Raw genomic sequence first — 16,081 nt, 5'->3', positions numbered from 1 at the left:
GACCGGGACGTCACGTTCCGGTGCGCCTCCTGGCCATCCTTCTTCCCGGCGGCGGCCGGCGCTGCGCGCGAGTGGGTGGCGGCGCAGAACTCGCGCCGACCCCTCTGGCGATCGCGCTCAGCGGCCGGCCGCGAGTCGAGGCAGGAAGGGCGCGGAGGTACTCGCCGGACGGAGCATTCGAAGCCCGTCACCGAGAGGGGCGTTAACGTCGTCGGATGGCGAGCATCACGTACCCCGCACCCCTCCGCGCCGGAGGCCGGGTGGAGGTGCCCGCGCCCTCGATGGGAGTCCCCGCGCACCTGCACGACCGGCTGCAGGACGCCGCGCGCCGACTCGGCTCGGCGGGATACGACGTCCGGGTCCGGCCGCACGCCCTCCTCGGCGGACTCGCTCCGGCGTCCGCCGCGGATCGGGCGGCCGACCTGCACGACGCCTTCCGGAGCGGGGACGCGGTCCTTCCTCCGTGGGGCGGCGAGCTCGCCGTCGAGCTGCTGGAGAGGCTCGACTGGCACGCCCTCGCGGAGGCCCGGCCCTGGTTCGTCGGCTGGTCGGACGTCTCGACGCTGCTCCTGCCCCTGACGACGACGACCGGGCTCGCGACGATCCACGGCGCCAATCTGATGGACGAGCCGTGGGAGCTGCCGGTCGGGTTCCACCGATGGACGGAGGTCGCCGGCCTCGAGCCCGGAGCCGCGTTCACGCAGCACGCCGCGCCGCGACGCCGGAGCCGTCCGTGGGGTGCGTGGGCGGACGAGCCGCTCGACCGCGATCGGGCCTACGAGGAGCCGACCCGCTGGCGCTCGCTCGACGGGTCAGCGGACGCGGCGATGTCCGGCCGCTTGATCGGCGGATGCCTCGAGACGGTGTCCCTGCTCGCGGGCACGCCCTACGGCGACGTTCCGGGCTTCGCTCGCCGGCACGCGCCGGAGGGCACCGTCGTCTACCTGGAGGCGGCCGGGTCCGACTCCGTCTCGGTGCTCCGGATGCTCACCTCCCTCCGCCTCGCGGGCTGGTTCGAGCAGGCGACCGGCGTCCTGATCGGCCGGACCGCGGGCGCGTCCCTGCCCGAGCTGAGCCAGGAGGACGCGGTGCGGCGCGCTCTCGGCGATCTCGGCGTGCCGGTGATCCTCGACGTCGACACCGGGCACCAGCCGCCGCAGATGCCCCTGGTCAACGGCGCGCTCGCCGAGATCGCGCTGAGCGGGCCGACGGCCTCGATCACGCAGCGGCTCGTGCCCTGACGGCGCGTGCGGAGAGATCCCGTCGAGCAGTGCCGCCGCCTCGAGGCAAGGCCGCCGCCGCCCCGGCCCTCCTCCGCCCGCCGAGCGCAAGGCCGAGCGGCGGGGAGGCGCCGAGTGGTAGACCTGGGGGCATGAGCAACGACATCCGCGCACTCGCCGAGGGCGAGAGCTACCTCGCCTTCTTCCAGGGCGGGCCGTTCGACGGCCAGACCGAGAACCGCGTCAGCACCGAGGGGGGCTACGAGAAGGAGGTCGACGTCTACGCCGCCGTCGACGGCCAGGAGACGCACCTCGTCTACAACGCCGTCTCCGCGAAGGAGGTCGGCGAGGCGGTCCACGTGACCTACTCGATCGACACTCCCGACTCCGACCCGATCGAGGACCCGGAGGACCGTGGCGGCGGATTCCAGTAGTCCGCACCACCCTTCGGATGCCGCTCCGGCGTCGCGCTCAGCGCGGCCGGGGCGGCATCGGCATGTGAGGACGCGCCACTCCGGAGACCACGCCTCCCGCCGCTCCTAGGATGATGGTTCCTCACTGTCTCGGCCGATTCAGGTCCGCGTTCCTCGGGAGCCGCCGTGTCCGATCCGCTGATCCGCCCGATGCCCCTCCGCGGCGACTCCGCCCGGCACTGGCTGCGGGCCCGCCACGCCGAGGCCGGGCCCGACCCCGCGTTCGCCGTCACCGGGCAGGAGGCGGCTGCCGAGGGCGTGCTCCTCCGGCGGATCTGGCACACGGCCGGCACGATCGACTTCCGCCCGAGCCCCCGCGCCGACCCGGGGTCGGTGGTGCTCCTGCTCCCGCTCGAGGGCGCGTTCACCGTCGCCAGTCGGGAGGAGCGCGAGTTCGTCGGCCGCGGCACCCTCGCGGTGCTGCCCGCCCGATCGGGAGCGACGATCAGCACGAGCGCTCCCAGCTCCCGGCTCGTCCTGGTCGTGCGGCCCTCGGGCGACGCGGATCCGCCCGCCGGCCTCACCGTGGTCTCCTCCCCCGCGGCACCGGTGCTGGTCGCCGCCGCGAACGCGGTGCTCGACGCCGGGCTGCCCATGAGCCCCGGGCTGCACACCGCGCTGCGGGGCCTCGCCGCGGCCGTCGTCGCGGAGTGACAGGAGCTGTCAACCCTCCCCGCCCCGGCCATCCGCTCGCAGGGACGTCCTCGAACATCAAGTGACGCCGATCGTCGGCGCCGGAAGGAGCACTCGCCATGGCCGAGATCACCGCCCACCACGGACTCTTCAAGGACACGGACCTGCACGTCGACGACACCGGCGGATCGGGCCGCCCCGTGGTCCTCATCCACGGCTGGCCCCTCTCGGGCGAGTCGTGGAAGGAGCAGGTCCCCGCGTTCGCCGAGGCCGGCTACCGCGTCGTCACCTACGACCGCCGCGGCTTCGGGCGCAGCGACAAGCCGCTCACCGGCTACAGCTACGACACGCTCACCGAGGACCTGCACACCCTCCTCACCGAGCTCGACCTGCAGGACGTCACTCTGGTCGGCTTCTCGATGGGCGGCGGCGAGGTCGCCCGCTACTTCACGAAGTACGGCGCCGATCGCCTGCACAGCGTCGTCTTCGCCTCGGCCGTCCCGCCGTACCTGATGAAGACGGACGACAACCCGGACGGCCCGCTCGAGAAGGCGCAGGCCGCGCAGATGACCGCGGGCCTCACGAAGAGCGAGGACGACTTCTACGACCGGTTCACCACCGACTTCTTCTCGGTCGACGGCGTGCTGAAGGTGACGGAGGAGCAGCGCCAGGAGGCGATCGCTCTGGCGAAGCAGTCGGCCAAGCACGCGGCCCTCGCCTGCATGACGGCGTTCGCGACCACCGACTTCCGCGAGGACCTGCCCAACGTGTCGGTGCCCGCGCTCGTCATCCACGGCGACGGCGACGGCACGGTTCCGTTCGAGGGCTCCGGCGCCCGCACCCACGCGGCGATCCCCGGCTCCGAGCTGCACGTCGTCCACGGCGCCCCGCACGGAGTGACCGTGAGCCACCCGGAGGAGTGGAACCGCGTCGTCCTGGAGTTCCTCGCGAAGTAGCGGCGGCACTCCCGCATGCTGGTCGAGCAGCCCCGCAGGGGCGTATCGAGATCCGCTGAACACAAGCGGATCTCGATACGCGCGCTGCGCGCGCTGCTCGATCAGCGTGAGCGGCCTCTGCCGGTCGAGCAGCCCAGGAGGGGCGTCGGGGCACGGCGAGGTCCGGCGAACGGCCTGCCCAGGTCCGGCGGTGGGAGCGCGTCAGTCGAGGATCGTGTCCACGAGCCGGGTCGTCCGATCGATGAACGCGTCTCGATGCTCTCCTCCGGGGCTCCAGAACGCATCGCCGTGCAGCGTGCGGAAGGAGTTCGCCTCGTAGAGCGCCCGAGCGGCCGATCGCCCCGCCTCGGGGTCGGCGGTCGGGAGCACCTGCGCCACCCGGTCCGCGAAGCGGCGGGACTCCTGGGCGCCCCGCTCGAGCAGTGCGCGATCGCTCGACGAGGCGACCATCACCGCACGGAGGAAGGCCCGGTGCCTGTCGAAGACCGCGGTGACGGCGTCCACGACCGCACGAGCGGATCCGTCGACGGCTCGCAGCCGCTCGTCCTCCGACCGCGCCACGCCCGTCATGCCGTGCTCGTAGACGGCGTGGAACAGGCCGCTCGATCCAGTGGCGCGACGGCACGCTCGCGGAGGGTCCGATCGCGCTCTGCGAGGTGCAGGCCTACGCCCACGAGGCCATGGTCGGCGGAGCGGCGCTGCTCGAGCACCTCGGCCGTGACGGCTCGGAGTGGCGCGAGGCGGCGTCGACGCTGAAGGCGCGCTTCGCGGAGGCGTTCTGGATCGACGACGCCGACGGCGGCTACCCGGCGATCGCGCTCGACGCGGCCGGGCGCCCGGTCGACACGATCACCAGCAACCTCGGCCACCTCCTCGGCACCGGCATCCTCTCCCCCGAGCACGCCGCCCGGGTCGCCGAGCTGCTGGTCTCCCCCGGGCTCGACTCGGGCTTCGGCCTGCGCACCCTGGACACCGGCTCGGGCGGCTACTGGCCGCTGTCGTACCACGGCGGCTCCGTCTGGGCCCACGACACCGCGATCGCCGTCACCGGGCTCGCCCGGGAGGGCTTCGGGGCGGCGGCGACGACCCTCTCGCGCGGACTGATCGCCGCGGCCGAGGGCTTCGGCTACCGGATGCCCGAGCTGCACTCGGGCGACCCCGCCGCCGAGGTGCACGCGCCGGTGCCGTACCCGGCGGCCTGCCGACCGCAGGCCTGGTCGGCGGCCGCCTCCGTCGCCGTGCTGTCGGCGGCGCTGGGGCTCGCTCCCGGAGGCGACACCCTGGTCGTCGCGCCGCTCTCGCCCGCGCTCGCCGGGCCGATCCGCGTGGACGGGATCCGCTACCGCGGCTCCGTGGTGCCGGTGGACTGGGACGGCAGGATCTGAGACGCCGCGCCGCTCAGGGCGGACCGGCTCAGATCAGGCCGGCTCAGGGCAGGCGCGCTCAGGGCAGGCGCGCCACGACCGCGCGCGCGATGCGCCGGCCCGAGCGGTTCGCCCCGATGGTCGAGGCCGTCGGGCCGTAGCCGGCGAAGAAGACGCGCTGATCCGTCAGCGAGGCTCCGTCGGCGACCGCGATGCCGCCCTCGCGCTCGCGCAGCCCGAGCGGAGCGAGGTGGCGCAGCTCCGGCCGGAAGCCCGTCGCCCAGATGATCGCGTCGGCGCGCGTGAAGGAGCCGTCCGGCCAGCGCACGCCCTCCTCCTCGATCGACGAGAACATCCCCCGCTCGTGCAGGAGCCCGCGCTCGATCCCGGCGACCACCCGGCGGGTGCGCTGCACGCCCGTGCCGCCGACGATGCTCGGGAGGGGCAGCCCGGCGCGGGCGGCGCGGTCCTGCTCGGCCACCGCCTCCACCGCCGACTCCATCGCCAGCTGCTCGCCGTCGTGGTAGACCACCGGTCGCCGCGTCGCCCACGTCAGTGAGCGCGCCACCCGCTCGAGCTCCAGCAGGAAGCCGATCGCCGAGGTGCCGCCGCCGACCACGAGCACCTGCTTCCCGGCGAAGTCCTCGGCGCGGACGTACTCGGTCGGGTCAATCTGCACGCCGCGGAAGCGGTCGCGCCCGGGGTAGTGCGGGACGAAGGGCGATCCCCAGGTGCCGGTCGCGTTGACGAGCAGGCTCGCGCGCTCGACCGCGCGGTCGGACTCGACGACGAGCGGCGACCCCGTGTCGTGCGGCGTCGCACTCGTGACGCGCCGCACCGACTCCGGACGGCGGATCTCGAGACCGAGCTCCTCCTCGTAGCGCCCGTAGTACTCGCGGACCACGTCCCGTGCCGGTCGCCGGTGATCGGCCGTGCGGAACGAGAGCCCCATCCGCTCCATGCCCGGGAGATCGTGCACGCGGTGCGCGGAGCCGAGCCGCAGGGCCTCCCAGCGGAACTGCCAGGCCCCGCCGGGCTCCGGACCGCGGTCGAGGACGATCAGGTCGCGCCCGGGGACGAGGCCGAGACGGCGCAGGTAGTAGGCCACGGACAGACCCGCCTGGCCCGCGCCGATCACCACGACGGGACGCGGTGGGGCGACGCTGTCCACGGTGCTCCTGACGCGGTCGAGGATGGGCGGCCGTCCGGCAGATCGAGGCCCGGGGTGGCGTGTCCCCCGTCTGCTAAACTACCGCGTAGATTTCAACTTTCCCTGTCTGCTCTTTTCCCCAGCCGGCTCACTGCCCGTCTGGCCTGTCATCGTGAGGGGGTCACCCATGGGGCGCGGCCGTCAGAAGGCGAAGAACACCAAGATCGCCCGTGAGCTGAAGTCGTTCAGCCCGGCGGTCGATTACAGCGCGCTCGAGCGCGAGCTCAGCCACCCGGACGAGCCGGACTACTCGAAGTGGATCGACGCCGAGGACGACGGCGACGACACGGACCTCGTCGAGGAGCCGCACCAGAAGCGTGCGTGACTCCTCCCGTGAATCGGGGCCGCTCCCTCGGGGCGGCCCCGTTTCGCGTGCGGACGGCGATCCGGCGGGTGAGGAACCCGACCTGGAGCGCGGGTCGCTCGGCTGAGCACGTTCTCCCGCTTTCCGCCACTGAGTGCAGAATGTCGGTGCCCCCTGGGACACTGACCGGATGAGCACTTCCCCGCCCGCACGGCTGCCCGTGTGGCAGTCGGAGCGTCGCGGGAACGACCTCGACGAGGCGCGCGACTTCTACGCCGGCTCGTACAACGGCTCCGGCTTCCGGGCCGAGCGCTCGGTCGTGCCGTTCGCGTTCCGCTACACGACGACCGGGCCCGGGCCCGTGAGCCTCCACTCCGCCTCCTTCCTCGGCCGGGTGCGCGGCACGGTGGCCCCGAGCGACGTCTACGTCGCCCTCTGGCTGACCGCGGGGCGCGCCTCCCTCGACCTGGGGCGCGACGAGCACCGCCTCGTCGTCGGACGCCCGGCCATGTTCCCGAGCGGCCGGCCCTTCGGCTTCGAGGCCCTCGAGTACCGCGACGCGCTCGTGCACTTCGAGGCCGCCCACCTCGAGGCGATCGCCGCGGAGCTGCACGGCACAGAGCCCGGCCCGCTGCGGTTCGCCCCTGTGGCGCGCGACACGACCGCCTGGTGGGCGGCGATCCGGCTCCTGCGCGACACCCTCGCCTCCGCGCACACGCCCACCGTGCTGCAGCGCGACGGCGTCGCCCGCATCGCCGCGCTCGCCGCCCTGCAGACCTTCGCCCACCGCATCGCCCCGCTGCCGGCCGTGCCGCCCTCGGTCAGCGCGCGGCGCCTCCGCCGGGCCGTGGAGTTCGTGCAGGCCAACGCCGATCTGCCCCTCGGAGTGGCCGACATCGCCGACGCAGCGGGGCTCACGGTCCGCGGCGTGCAGCTGGCGTTCCAGCGCGCCTTCGGCGAGACCCCGCGGCACTACCTGCGCGACGTCCGCCTCGAGCGCGCGCACGAGGAGCTCGTATCCGGGTCGGCCGGCTCACTGGTGGTCGGCGACGTCGCCGCCCGCTGGGGGTTCATCAGCGGTGGCCGCTTCGCCCAGCACTACGCGACGCGCTTCGGCGAGCTCCCGAGCGAGACCCTTCGCCGCTAGTCCCGCCGATCCCCGACGGCGGTTCCGCCGAGGGGCGTTCGGGCGTACTGTCCGAGGACCGCCCGCTGCCCCGCGGGCCCGCGTCGATGGAGTCGCGAATGTTCGAACCCGGAGGATCCGCGCGGCCTGTCGCGCGGGTCGGCTACGTCACCGCCGCCCTGCTGGTCGGCGCGATCCTGGTGGGCGGCGCGGTCGGCGCCGCCGTCGCCCTGGTCCTCTACCTGCCCGGCGTCCTCGCCGCCGACGGCCCGCCCGGGCTGGTGAGCTTCGGCCTGCTCATGGGAGCGGCCTCCGGCGCGGGCATCGGAGTCGTCGGAGGCGCGGGAGCGGTCGCCGGCATGGTCGCGGTGCGCGTCGCGAGCCGCCGCGACGGCCCGTTCGTGCTCGGCACCAGCGCGGGCGCCGGTCTCGGCGTGCTGGTCGCCTCCGCGAACCTGCTCGTCAGCCGCGACGCCCCGACCTGGGCGACCGCCCTGCTCGCCACCGCGGCCGCCTGCGCCCTCTGCGCGGCGGGCTCGTGGCTGCTGACCCGGCACGAGCACTCCTGGGAGCGCGCGCACGCCGCACCGCGCTGATCCGCGGCGCCTCCGGGGATCAGCCCGCGTAGGACCCGACCAGGCGGACCGCTCCGCCGTCGACGCCCTTCGCGCCCTGCTCGAAGCCCTCGAACCCGCGCGCGGCGGTCGAGACGCGGCCCGCGACCCACGACGGGACGCCCGAGCGCTCGAGGCGCGCGATCACGCCGTCGGCCGCCTCCGCCGCGACCACGGCGAACATGCCGATGCCGAGGTTCCAGGTGCCCTCGGTGCTCTCGAGCGTCGCGCCGGACATCGCGGCGAGCGCGCGGAACACGTCGGACGGGCTCCAGCTCGCCCGCTCGACCTCGACCCAGGAGCCGCGCGGCAGCACCCGGGCGAGGTTCGCCGCGATCCCGCCGCCGGTGACGTGGCTGATGGAGTGGACGGCCGGGCCGAGCTCGGCGTCGTCGAGCAGGTCGAGGAGGGGCCGGGTGTAGAGGCGGGTCGGCTCCAGCAGCACCTCGCCGACCACGCCGCCCAGCTCCTCGGAGCGGTCGGTGAAGCCGATGCCGCGCTCGGCGAGGATGTGGCGCACGAGCGAGTAGCCGTTCGAGTGCAGTCCGGAGGAGGCCATCGCCACCACGACGTCGCCGTCGCGCACGCGGTCGGCGCCGCGCACCTGGTCGGCCTCGATCGCGCCGACCGCCGCGCCCGCCACGTCGTAGTCGTCGGGTCCGAGCAGGCCCGGGTGCTCGGCCGTCTCGCCGCCGACGAGCGCGGTGCCCGTCTCGGAGCAGGCGCGCGCGATGCCGGCGACGATGTCGGCGATGCGGGCCGGGACGACCTTGCCGCACGCGATGTAGTCGGTCATGAAGAAGGGGCGGGCGCCGACCACGACGATGTCGTCGACGACCATGCCGACGAGGTCCTGCCCGATGGTGTCGTGCTTGTCGATCGCCTGGGCGAGCGCGACCTTGGTGCCGACGCCGTCGGTCGAGGTCGCGAGGAGGGGGGCTCGGAAGTCGCGGAGGAAGGAGACGTCGTAGAGGCCCGCGAAGCCGCCGACCCCGCCGAGGACCCGGCTGTCGTGCGTCGCCGACACCGCCGACTTCATCAGCTCGACGGCGAGGTCCCCCGCCGCCGTGTCGACTCCTGCGCGGGCGTAGCTGCTCGTCTCATCACTCACGCGACGACCCTACCGACTGCCCTCTCCCGCCGCGGCGCGGATCCGGATCCGCCGCACCGGCGGCTCCCGCTCCGCGCCCGCGGTCACGCGTCCCAGGCCACGTAGTGCAGCTCGGCGCGGTCGCGGCTGCGGTGGAGGTCGAGGTAGGACCGGGCGATGACCTCGGCCGCCGCGTCCGGGTGGCCGCCGTCGATGAGCGCGGTGATCGCCACGTGGGCGGCGTAGACGCCCCGGGGCTCGAGCGCGGAGTGGAGGTTGAGGACCCAGTTCCGCAGGCCCCCGACGCAGTCGCCCGCATCGACGCCTGCGACCGCTCGATCGAGCTCGGCCGGGATCTCGTCGAGGCCGCCCACCGCGACGGATCCCTCTCCCCCGACTTCACCCACGACGACCTGATGGCCCTGCTCTGGATGGCGGGCACGACCAGCCGCGAGTCCGCGGCTCCGCAGGGCTGGCGCCGCGTCCTGGACCGCAGCCTCGCCGGCGCCTGGACGGCTCCGAGCAGCTGAGCGGCCGCGCGGCTCCCCGACCGACCGCCCGGCCGATCCGCCGGTCGACGCCGCCCTGAGTACCCCCACGACCACGGATCCGCCCACGGCGAACCATTAGGGGATGAGTCCCCCGCGTGCCAGGATGGACCGTCAAACCCCCCTGCTATCCCCTTGGGAGCCCCTCCGGCATGTGCGGAATCGTTGGGATCGTGTCCTCCGGACCGGTCAACCAGTCCATCTACGACAGCCTCTCCCTCCTGCAGCACCGCGGCCAGGACTCGACCGGCATCGCGACCGCCGACGGCAGCACCCTGCACATCAAGAAGGCCGCGGGACAGGTCCGCGAGGCCTTCCGCACCCGCGACATGCGCTCGCTGCTCGGATCCATGGGCCTCGGCCACGTGCGCTACGCGACGAAGGGCAACGCCGAGCGCGAGGAGGAGGCCCAGCCGTTCTACGTGAACGCGCCGTACGGCATCATCCTCGTCCACAACGGCAACCTCACGAACACGCGCGAGCTCACCGAGGAGCTCTTCCGCATCGACCGCCGCCACCTCAACACCACCTCCGACACGGAGCTGCTGGTCAACGTGCTGGCGAACGAGCTGCAGGCCTCGATGTCGGGCCGCGACCTCGACGCCGACGAGGTGTTCGACGCCGTCGCCCGCGTGCACGAGCGCGTCGAGGGCTCCTACGCCACGATCGCGCTGATCGCCGGCGTCGGGCTGCTGGCGTTCCGCGACCCCTTCGGCATCCGCCCGCTCATCGTCGGCCGCCGCAGCAACACGGGCGCGCCGGACGACTGGGTCGTCGCCTCCGAGTCGCTCGTGCTCGAGGCGCAGGGCTTCGAGATCGTCCGCGACATCGCTCCCGGCGAGGCGGTCTTCATCACCCCCGACGGCCGGATGGCCAGCCGCCAGTGCGCGAAGGATCCGCGACTCATCCCGTGCTCGTTCGAGTACGTCTACCTCGCCCGCCCCGACTCCGTGATGTCGGGCATCTCGGTCTACGAGGCGCGCCTGCGCCTGGGCGACCGCCTCGCCGACACCATCGCGCAGTACACCCCGGGCGGAGCGATCGACGTCGTCATGCCGATCCCCGACTCCTCCCGCCCCGCCGCGATGCAGGTCGCGCAGAAGCTCGGGATCGAGTACCGCGAGGGCTTCTACAAGAACCGCTACGTCGGCCGGACGTTCATCATGCCCGGGCAGGCGGTCCGCAAGAAGTCGGTGCGGCAGAAGCTCAACGCGATGTCGAGCGAGTTCAAGGGCAAGAACGTCCTGATCGTCGACGACTCGATCGTCCGCGGCACCACCTCCAAGGAGATCGTCGACATGGCCCGCGCGGCCGGCGCGAACACGGTCACCTTCGCATCCGCCGCGCCTCCCGTGCGCTACCCGCACGTGTACGGGATCAACATGCCCTCGCGCCAGGAGCTCGTGGCCCACAACCGCCGCATCCCCGAGATCTCGGAGGCGATCGGCGCCGACCAGCTGATCTACCAGGAGGTCGCCGACATGAAGGCGGCGATCCTCGAGGGCTCGGACGTCACCGACCTCGAGACCAGCTGCTTCACCGGCGAGTACGTCACGGGCACCGTCACCCCGGAGTACCTCGACTGGGTGGAGCGCACGCAGCTGAGCTGAGCTCTGCACAGCGCCGGGCGCGGCGCAACGGGTGCCGCGGATCCGTGCGCCGCTCCATGATCGGAGGGTGCGCGGCCCCGCGCGCATGCACCCGAGGAGTCCCCCGTGATCTACCGAATCCTTCCGTTCCTGCTCACCTTCGTGGCCAAGAAGATCTCGAAGTCGCAGAAGGCCAAGCGCGCCGCCGCCAAGCGCCCGACGTCCAGCGCGAGCAGCAGCCGCCGCTCCTCGTCGCGCCGGGGACGCTGACGCCGCGGTCCCGTCCGCGAGCGCGAGCCGCGGGCGGGACCTTCAGCGCAGGGCGGAGTGCCGCGGCCGCAGGGCGGCCCGCCTCCGCCGGCTAGACCCGGTCGGACCCCGTCTGCGGGTCGTCCTCGTCGGACGTCGTCCGCACGTCGGGCAGGGCCTCTTCGGCCACGGGCTCCTCGGCCGCGTCCTCGCGCTCGACGATCCGCTCGGCGGTGGTCCGGACGACCTTCCGGCCGACGACCCGGTCGAGCAGCACCACGACGAGCCCCGCGAGAGCGCCGAACAGCGTCACGAAGAGCAGCAGGCTGAAGCCGAAGACCTGCCCGCGGGAGAAGCCCTGCGTCTCGGGCAACGCGAAGGTCAGCACGAAGGCCGCGATCGCTCCGAGCCCGACGCCGAGGGTCAGGATGCGCCAGACGCGCGGGGAGCGGCGGACGTCGACCTCTTCGCGGGTGACCTCGGGGCGGGCGGGATCGCTCATGCCTCCATTCTCCCCCGCGCGGGCGAGGGCACGGCACCGTGATCGCTCAGAGCGCGTGCACGAGCCGGCCCGCCTGGGCGCGCAGCTCGCGGACGACGGTGCGGACCGAGAGCCGCTCCGCCCGGTCGGGCCGCATCAGCGCGACGATGTGCCGCACGGAGTTCACTCCACGGAGCGGCTTCACCACCACTCCCGCGCCGCCCGCCGTGTAGCGCGGGAGCACCGCGATCCCCAGGCCCGCCGCGACGAACGCCTCGGTCACGCGGGTCGACGCGAAGCGCTGCTCCACCCGCACCGCCTCGCCGGACGCGGTCTCGATGTCCTGCATCACGCGCTCGAACGGGAACCCGTCCGGGACGCCGATCCAGGTCTCGCCGACCAGGTCCGCCGCCGAGACCGTCGCCCGGTCCGCCAGGCGGTGCCCGACCGGCAGGCCGATGTCGAGGGGCTCGACCATCAGCTCCGCCATCGCGAGGCCGCGGCCGGCCCAGGCGCTTCTGCCGGTGGGCGAGTGGGCGAGCACGATGTCGAAGTCGGCGGTCAGGTCGGCGAACTCGTCGGTGCCGGGGTCCGCGTCCTCGCACTGCACGACGAGTCCCTCGACGCTGCGGAGCGCGACCAGCGCGTTCGGGAGGAGCATCTGGCCCGCAGTGGGGAAGGTCGCGATGGTGACCTCGCCGATCGGGTTGTTCTTGAACGTCTGCCAGACGGCGTCGGCCCGCTCGAGCGCGATCGCGATCTCGGTGGCGCTCCGGGCGAGCTCGCGTCCCGCCGCCGTGAGCACCACGCCGCGGCCGGAGCGCTCGATCAGCGGCACGCCGGCCTCGCGCTCGAGCACCTTGAGCTGCTGCGAGACCGCGGAGGGCGTGCGGTGCGTCGCCTCCGCCACGGCCGTGATCGAGCGGCGCATCGAGAGCTCGCGGAGCAGTTCCAGCCGTCGCACGTCCATGTAGAGAAACTACACGTCAGGGCAAGAACAGTTCGATTGTCCTACGGAACACGGGGCCGGACACTGGACGTTGTACACAGCATCCCGGCGGATGGATCAGAAGCCGCCGCAACGAAAGGCAGAACACTCATGAGCATCGCAATCCTCGTCGTCCTCAGTGGCCTCGCCGCATGGGGCACGGTGTCGACGGTGCTCGTCGCCAGCCGCGACGGCTACCGTCAGGTCCCCGCGCAGCACTGAGCCCCGCCGCTCCGCGACAGCACCTCATCGCGTTCCGACGCCGTCTCCCGACCGGGAGGCGGCGTTCTCGCGTCTCCGGGGGCTGGTGCCGCTCCTCGGGGAGCGCCTCCCCGCCGCGGCTCCCGGGGGTCGACCATCGGCTCGCCCCGCACACGACGACGGGCCCCCGACCGGAGTCGAGGGCCCGTCGTGCGCGCGGTGCGGCTACTTCGCGGCGGTGCGGCGGCGCAGGCGCGCGACCGTCATGCCCAGACCGAGCAGCAGAGCGGCGATCCCGGCGGCGAACGCGGGGGTCGCGTCCACTCCGGTCTCGGCGAGGTGGTGCGAGCCGGCGACCGGAGCAGTGGTCGGCGTCGGCGCGGGGCCCGTGGTGGGCGGCGTGGTCGGCGCGGGCGTCGGCTCCGTGGTCGGTCCGGGAGTCGGGGTGCCCGCTCCGGCACCGGCCGCGACGGCGAAGCCGACGCTGATCTCGGTGCCGGTGGTGTCGAGCGCGAACGTCGCGGTGTGCGCGCCGCCCGCCAGGCTCTCGTCGATCGGGACCGAGAACGAGGCGCGGCCGGTCGAGTCGTCGGTGACGGCCCGGGTCGGATCGATCGTCGCGGTGCCGACGACGGTGCCGTCGACGCTCGCGGTCACGGTGGTGTCGGCCGCGGCTCCGGTGCTGAACAGGAGCGAGGAGAGGTCGACGGTCATGGTGTCGCCGACCGCGTACTCGCCCGAGTCCGGGACGTTGTCGGTCAGGCCGATCGTGCGCTGCACGGGGTCGGGGCTGACGGTGCCGAGGTCCTGGATGTAGCCGACGAAGGCGTCCAGGTCGATGCGGCCGGAGTCGGCCGTGCCGGTGCCCTCGGTGAAGGTGCTGAAGCCGTCGCCGCCGCTCGCGAGGAAGCTGCTGGTCACGACGGTGAAGGTCGCGGCCGGGTCGATCGGCTCGTTCTGGAAGAACACCTGCGAGATGCGCGAGCCCTCGGGCGCTGTGGCGTCGAAGACGTAGGTGAGGTCCTTCGAGGTGGAGAGGTTCAGCTGCGGGTGGCTGGAGCTGCCCACCCACTGCTCCTCGAGCAGGTCGGAGATCTGCTCGCCGGTCAGCTGCAGGGTCACCAGGGTGTTCGCGAAGGGCTGGGCGTCGGAGGCCTCGGCGTAGGTGACCACGCCGTCCGCGTCGCCGGGCTGGTCCGGAGTCGCGGTGTAGGACAGGTCGTCGCGCAGGCCGCCCGCGTTCGAGAAGGCGATCTGCGTGCCGAGCTCACGGGTGGCCCACAGCTGGGCGTCCGAGACGAGGTTGCCGAGGGTCGACTCCGAGCCGCGGTTGGTCGTGGTGCCGTCCGGGCGATAGGCGCGCGAGATGTCCTCGGTGATGGTGCCGACCTTCACGCTGCCCTCGCGGACGGCGACGGCCTGGGCGTCGGCGACGATGGTCTCGACCTCGGGGTCGGGCTCGAAGGCGCCGACGACGATCGTCTTGGCCGGGTCGTCGGAGGTCGGGTCGTCGACGACCTTCGTCAGCGGCACGACCTCGCTGGTGAGCGACGTGAGCTGCTTGGTCGCCGGGTCGACGGTCAGGGACATGCGGCCGATGTTCTCGGCGTAGCTGCCGGTCTGCGACACGACGGTCGGGAAGGCCCGGCCCGCGTCGATGCCCGCGTCGTACTCCTGGTGGCTGTGGCCCGAGACGATCGCGTCGACGTTCGGGGCGACCGCGTTGACGATCGCGCCGAACTTGGGGTCCGCCTCCGGAGTGTTCAGCTCGGCCGCGTCGGCGTCGGCTCCCTCGTGCAGGAGCAGGACGACCACGTCGGCCTCGTCGTTGGCGGCGTCGCCGTCCTGGAGCTGCGCGGCGACCTCGTTGACGTTCTCGGCGATCGGCTCGATGGAGAGCGTCGAGATCGTGGCGGGGCTGACGAGCTTGCCGAGGTCCTCGGTGATCGCGCCGATGAAGGCGACGGAGACGCCGTCCTGCTCGGTGATCACGTACGGGGAGTAGGCGCGCTCGCCGGTCGCGGTGTCGTAGAGGTTCGCGTTCACGTAGGGGAACGCCGAGGCGTCCACGACGCGGCCGTCGACGTCGGCGCGGCCCTGGTCGAACTCGTGGTTGCCCAGGGTGCTGACGTCGAGGCCCATCGCGTTCAGCGAGTCGAGCGTGGGGATGTCGCCCTGCACCTTCGACACGAAGGTCGAGGCGCCGATGTTGTCGCCGGCCGAGACGAACAGCGTGTTCGGGTTGGCGGCGCGGTAGGAGTCGACGGCACCGGCGAGCACGGCGGCTCCGGCGACGGCGCGGTCGGCGGCGAGCCGCCCGTGGAAGTCGTTGATCGAGAGGATGTCGATGGCGACATCGCCCTCGGCCGCCGCGGCGGGCGTGGCGCCGAGGAGGGCCGCTCCGGCGACGGCGCCGACGGCGGTCGCGGAGAGGAGTCGGGTGAGGCCGCGTCGGCCCGGGGAAGTACTGCGCATCGTGAAGGGGACTCCAAGCATCGAGCGGTGGATCCGGAGAGGATTTGTGCCGCGTGAGGGGGTTATTCCCAGACAACCCGACGGCGGAGCCCAGGTCAAACGTTCTGGAGACGGCTCGCCGCCGCGTTTACGAGAAGTTAACTCGCCGACGCTCAGCCGACGCGCAGGATGGGAAGGAACGGCGTGAGGTCCGCGCGCACTCCGGAGGCGTGGATCCGCCCGCTCGCGAGACCCTCGCTCCACGGCAGGGAGCCGGTCGCGAGCGGCAGCCAGGTCGCCGCGTCCATCTCGATCACGTTCGGCGGAGTCCCGCGGGTGTGGCCCGGTCCCTCGACGCACTGGGCCGCGCCGAACGGCGGAACGCGCACCTCGACGCTGCGTCCGGGGACGTTCGTCTCGATGATCTGCAGGAGGAACCGCACCGCCGTCGCCGTCGTGTTCCGGTCCGCTCCTCCGGCGAGCGCCGCCCGCACCGCGGACTGCCCGCTCGCCTCGTCGATCCTGCCCTTGGCCATGCATCCATCCTGCCGCCGCCGCTCGCTCCCGGAGGCCTCCCGCCG

Annotated in this window: 18 protein-coding genes; 10 read left to right on the top strand and 8 right to left on the bottom strand. The window is 73.2% G+C overall.

Translation table 11 applies throughout. The features are described from left to right. The first annotated feature begins 215 nt into the window (after positions 1-215). From C5C37_RS10915 to C5C37_RS10900, 4 genes are all read left to right on the top strand, one after another. Positions 216-1,241 (top strand): S66 peptidase family protein, encoded by a 1,026-nt coding sequence (locus C5C37_RS10915; protein WP_104315430.1) that lies wholly within the window; start codon positions 216-218, stop codon positions 1,239-1,241. A gap of 131 nt (positions 1,242-1,372) precedes the next feature. Then, a complete protein-coding gene (locus tag C5C37_RS10910) occupies positions 1,373-1,654 on the top strand; it encodes an oligoribonuclease (protein ID WP_104223758.1) in 282 nt (93 codons plus the stop codon). A 165-nt stretch (positions 1,655-1,819) separates the two neighbouring features. Continuing rightward, complete coding sequence (locus C5C37_RS10905; RefSeq protein WP_104256055.1) at positions 1,820-2,347, top strand: hypothetical protein; 528 nt, start codon at positions 1,820-1,822, stop codon at positions 2,345-2,347. A gap of 98 nt (positions 2,348-2,445) precedes the next feature. Beyond that, positions 2,446-3,282: an alpha/beta fold hydrolase gene (locus tag C5C37_RS10900; RefSeq protein WP_104233839.1), complete on the top strand. Its 837-nt coding sequence runs from the start codon at positions 2,446-2,448 to the stop codon at positions 3,280-3,282. Positions 3,283-3,483: 201 nt separating this feature from the next. Here the strand turns inward: C5C37_RS10900 and C5C37_RS10895 are convergent, their stop codons facing one another. Beyond that, positions 3,484-3,852 (bottom strand): hypothetical protein, encoded by a 369-nt coding sequence (locus tag C5C37_RS10895; protein WP_104257890.1) that lies wholly within the window; start codon positions 3,850-3,852, stop codon positions 3,484-3,486. On the opposite strand from C5C37_RS10895, the gene C5C37_RS10890 reads away from it, so the two are divergent. Next, on the top strand, positions 3,801-4,667 hold the full coding sequence (locus C5C37_RS10890) for an amylo-alpha-1,6-glucosidase (protein WP_374953120.1): 867 nt from the start codon (positions 3,801-3,803) through the stop codon (positions 4,665-4,667). The two genes, C5C37_RS10895 and C5C37_RS10890, sit on opposite strands and share 52 nt — an antisense overlap. A 58-nt stretch (positions 4,668-4,725) precedes the next feature. Here C5C37_RS10890 and C5C37_RS10885 read toward each other — a convergent pair whose 3' ends face one another. Beyond that, entirely contained in the window at positions 4,726-5,817 is a 1,092-nt protein-coding gene (locus tag C5C37_RS10885; RefSeq protein WP_104257889.1) for an FAD-dependent oxidoreductase, read from the bottom strand. A 166-nt stretch (positions 5,818-5,983) separates the two neighbouring features. Between C5C37_RS10885 and C5C37_RS10880 the strand changes: the two genes are divergently transcribed. The 3 genes from C5C37_RS10880 (at position 5,984) to C5C37_RS10870 (ending at position 7,882) form a co-directional block, all read left to right on the top strand. Continuing rightward, a complete protein-coding gene (locus C5C37_RS10880) occupies positions 5,984-6,181 on the top strand; it encodes a DUF3073 domain-containing protein (RefSeq protein WP_097167615.1) in 198 nt (65 codons plus the stop codon). A gap of 169 nt (positions 6,182-6,350) precedes the next feature. Then, a complete protein-coding gene (locus C5C37_RS10875) occupies positions 6,351-7,307 on the top strand; it encodes an AraC family transcriptional regulator (RefSeq protein ID WP_104257888.1) in 957 nt (318 codons plus the stop codon). A gap of 98 nt (positions 7,308-7,405) precedes the next feature. After that, on the top strand, positions 7,406-7,882 hold the full coding sequence (locus tag C5C37_RS10870) for a hypothetical protein (RefSeq protein ID WP_104226816.1): 477 nt from the start codon (positions 7,406-7,408) through the stop codon (positions 7,880-7,882). Positions 7,883-7,901: 19 nt separating this feature from the next. On the opposite strand, the gene purM is transcribed toward C5C37_RS10870, so the two are convergent. Together purM and C5C37_RS10860 are read right to left on the bottom strand one after the other, a co-directional pair. After that, the gene (gene purM / locus C5C37_RS10865) at positions 7,902-9,011 is read right to left on the bottom strand and encodes a phosphoribosylformylglycinamidine cyclo-ligase (protein ID WP_104226815.1); all 1,110 of its coding nucleotides are present in this window, start codon (positions 9,009-9,011) and stop codon (positions 7,902-7,904) included. 83 nt (positions 9,012-9,094) lie between these two features. After that, a complete protein-coding gene (locus C5C37_RS10860) occupies positions 9,095-9,397 on the bottom strand; it encodes a hypothetical protein (protein WP_146078984.1) in 303 nt (100 codons plus the stop codon). A 293-nt stretch (positions 9,398-9,690) separates the two neighbouring features. On the opposite strand from C5C37_RS10860, the gene purF reads away from it, so the two are divergent. Together purF and C5C37_RS17525 are read left to right on the top strand one after the other, a co-directional pair. Further along, positions 9,691-11,148, top strand: a complete 1,458-nt coding sequence (gene purF / locus C5C37_RS10855) for an amidophosphoribosyltransferase (RefSeq protein WP_104338929.1) — start codon at positions 9,691-9,693, stop codon at positions 11,146-11,148. 105 nt (positions 11,149-11,253) lie between these two features. Next, positions 11,254-11,397: a hypothetical protein gene (locus C5C37_RS17525; RefSeq protein WP_181028791.1), complete on the top strand. Its 144-nt coding sequence runs from the start codon at positions 11,254-11,256 to the stop codon at positions 11,395-11,397. A 91-nt stretch (positions 11,398-11,488) separates the two neighbouring features. Here C5C37_RS17525 and C5C37_RS10850 read toward each other — a convergent pair whose 3' ends face one another. The 4 genes from C5C37_RS10850 to C5C37_RS10835 form a co-directional block, all read right to left on the bottom strand. Next, complete coding sequence (locus C5C37_RS10850) at positions 11,489-11,878, bottom strand: hypothetical protein (RefSeq protein WP_104226813.1); 390 nt, start codon at positions 11,876-11,878, stop codon at positions 11,489-11,491. Positions 11,879-11,924: 46 nt separating this feature from the next. Continuing rightward, positions 11,925-12,827, bottom strand: a complete 903-nt coding sequence (locus tag C5C37_RS10845) for a LysR family transcriptional regulator (protein ID WP_104257884.1) — start codon at positions 12,825-12,827, stop codon at positions 11,925-11,927. A 444-nt stretch (positions 12,828-13,271) separates the two neighbouring features. Continuing rightward, positions 13,272-15,521 (bottom strand): bifunctional UDP-sugar hydrolase/5'-nucleotidase, encoded by a 2,250-nt coding sequence (locus C5C37_RS10840; protein ID WP_104282656.1) that lies wholly within the window; start codon positions 15,519-15,521, stop codon positions 13,272-13,274. A 152-nt stretch (positions 15,522-15,673) separates the two neighbouring features. Next, on the bottom strand, positions 15,674-16,036 hold the full coding sequence (locus tag C5C37_RS10835; protein WP_104223770.1) for a sterol carrier family protein: 363 nt from the start codon (positions 16,034-16,036) through the stop codon (positions 15,674-15,676). Positions 16,037-16,081: the final 45 nt, after the last annotated feature.

Origin of the sequence: Rathayibacter sp. AY1F9 (genome assembly GCF_002932155.1) — a bacterium.
Taxonomy (GTDB): Bacteria; Actinomycetota; Actinomycetes; order Actinomycetales; family Microbacteriaceae; genus Rathayibacter.
Note: the sequence above shows the minus strand (reverse complement) of the source record. Positions and strands in the feature narration are given on the sequence as shown.

What these genes read in the sequence shown, in the direction of transcription:
- C5C37_RS10915 (WP_104315430.1), top strand. Translation starts at nt 216, where the DNA reads ATGGCGAGCATCACGTACCCCGCACCCCTCCGCGCCGGAGGCCGGGTG.
- C5C37_RS10910 (WP_104223758.1), top strand. Translation starts at nt 1,373, where the DNA reads ATGAGCAACGACATCCGCGCACTCGCCGAGGGCGAGAGCTACCTCGCC.
- C5C37_RS10900 (WP_104233839.1), top strand. Translation starts at nt 2,446, where the DNA reads ATGGCCGAGATCACCGCCCACCACGGACTCTTCAAGGACACGGACCTG.
- C5C37_RS10895 (WP_104257890.1), bottom strand. Translation starts at nt 3,852, where the DNA reads ATGACGGGCGTGGCGCGGTCGGAGGACGAGCGGCTGCGAGCCGTCGAC.
- C5C37_RS10880 (WP_097167615.1), top strand. Translation starts at nt 5,984, where the DNA reads ATGGGGCGCGGCCGTCAGAAGGCGAAGAACACCAAGATCGCCCGTGAG.
- C5C37_RS10875 (WP_104257888.1), top strand. Translation starts at nt 6,351, where the DNA reads ATGAGCACTTCCCCGCCCGCACGGCTGCCCGTGTGGCAGTCGGAGCGT.
- C5C37_RS10870 (WP_104226816.1), top strand. Translation starts at nt 7,406, where the DNA reads ATGTTCGAACCCGGAGGATCCGCGCGGCCTGTCGCGCGGGTCGGCTAC.
- purF (WP_104338929.1), top strand. Translation starts at nt 9,691, where the DNA reads ATGTGCGGAATCGTTGGGATCGTGTCCTCCGGACCGGTCAACCAGTCC.
- C5C37_RS10850 (WP_104226813.1), bottom strand. Translation starts at nt 11,878, where the DNA reads ATGAGCGATCCCGCCCGCCCCGAGGTCACCCGCGAAGAGGTCGACGTC.
- C5C37_RS10845 (WP_104257884.1), bottom strand. Translation starts at nt 12,827, where the DNA reads ATGGACGTGCGACGGCTGGAACTGCTCCGCGAGCTCTCGATGCGCCGC.
- C5C37_RS10840 (WP_104282656.1), bottom strand. Translation starts at nt 15,521, where the DNA reads ATGCGCAGTACTTCCCCGGGCCGACGCGGCCTCACCCGACTCCTCTCC.
- C5C37_RS10835 (WP_104223770.1), bottom strand. Translation starts at nt 16,036, where the DNA reads ATGGCCAAGGGCAGGATCGACGAGGCGAGCGGGCAGTCCGCGGTGCGG.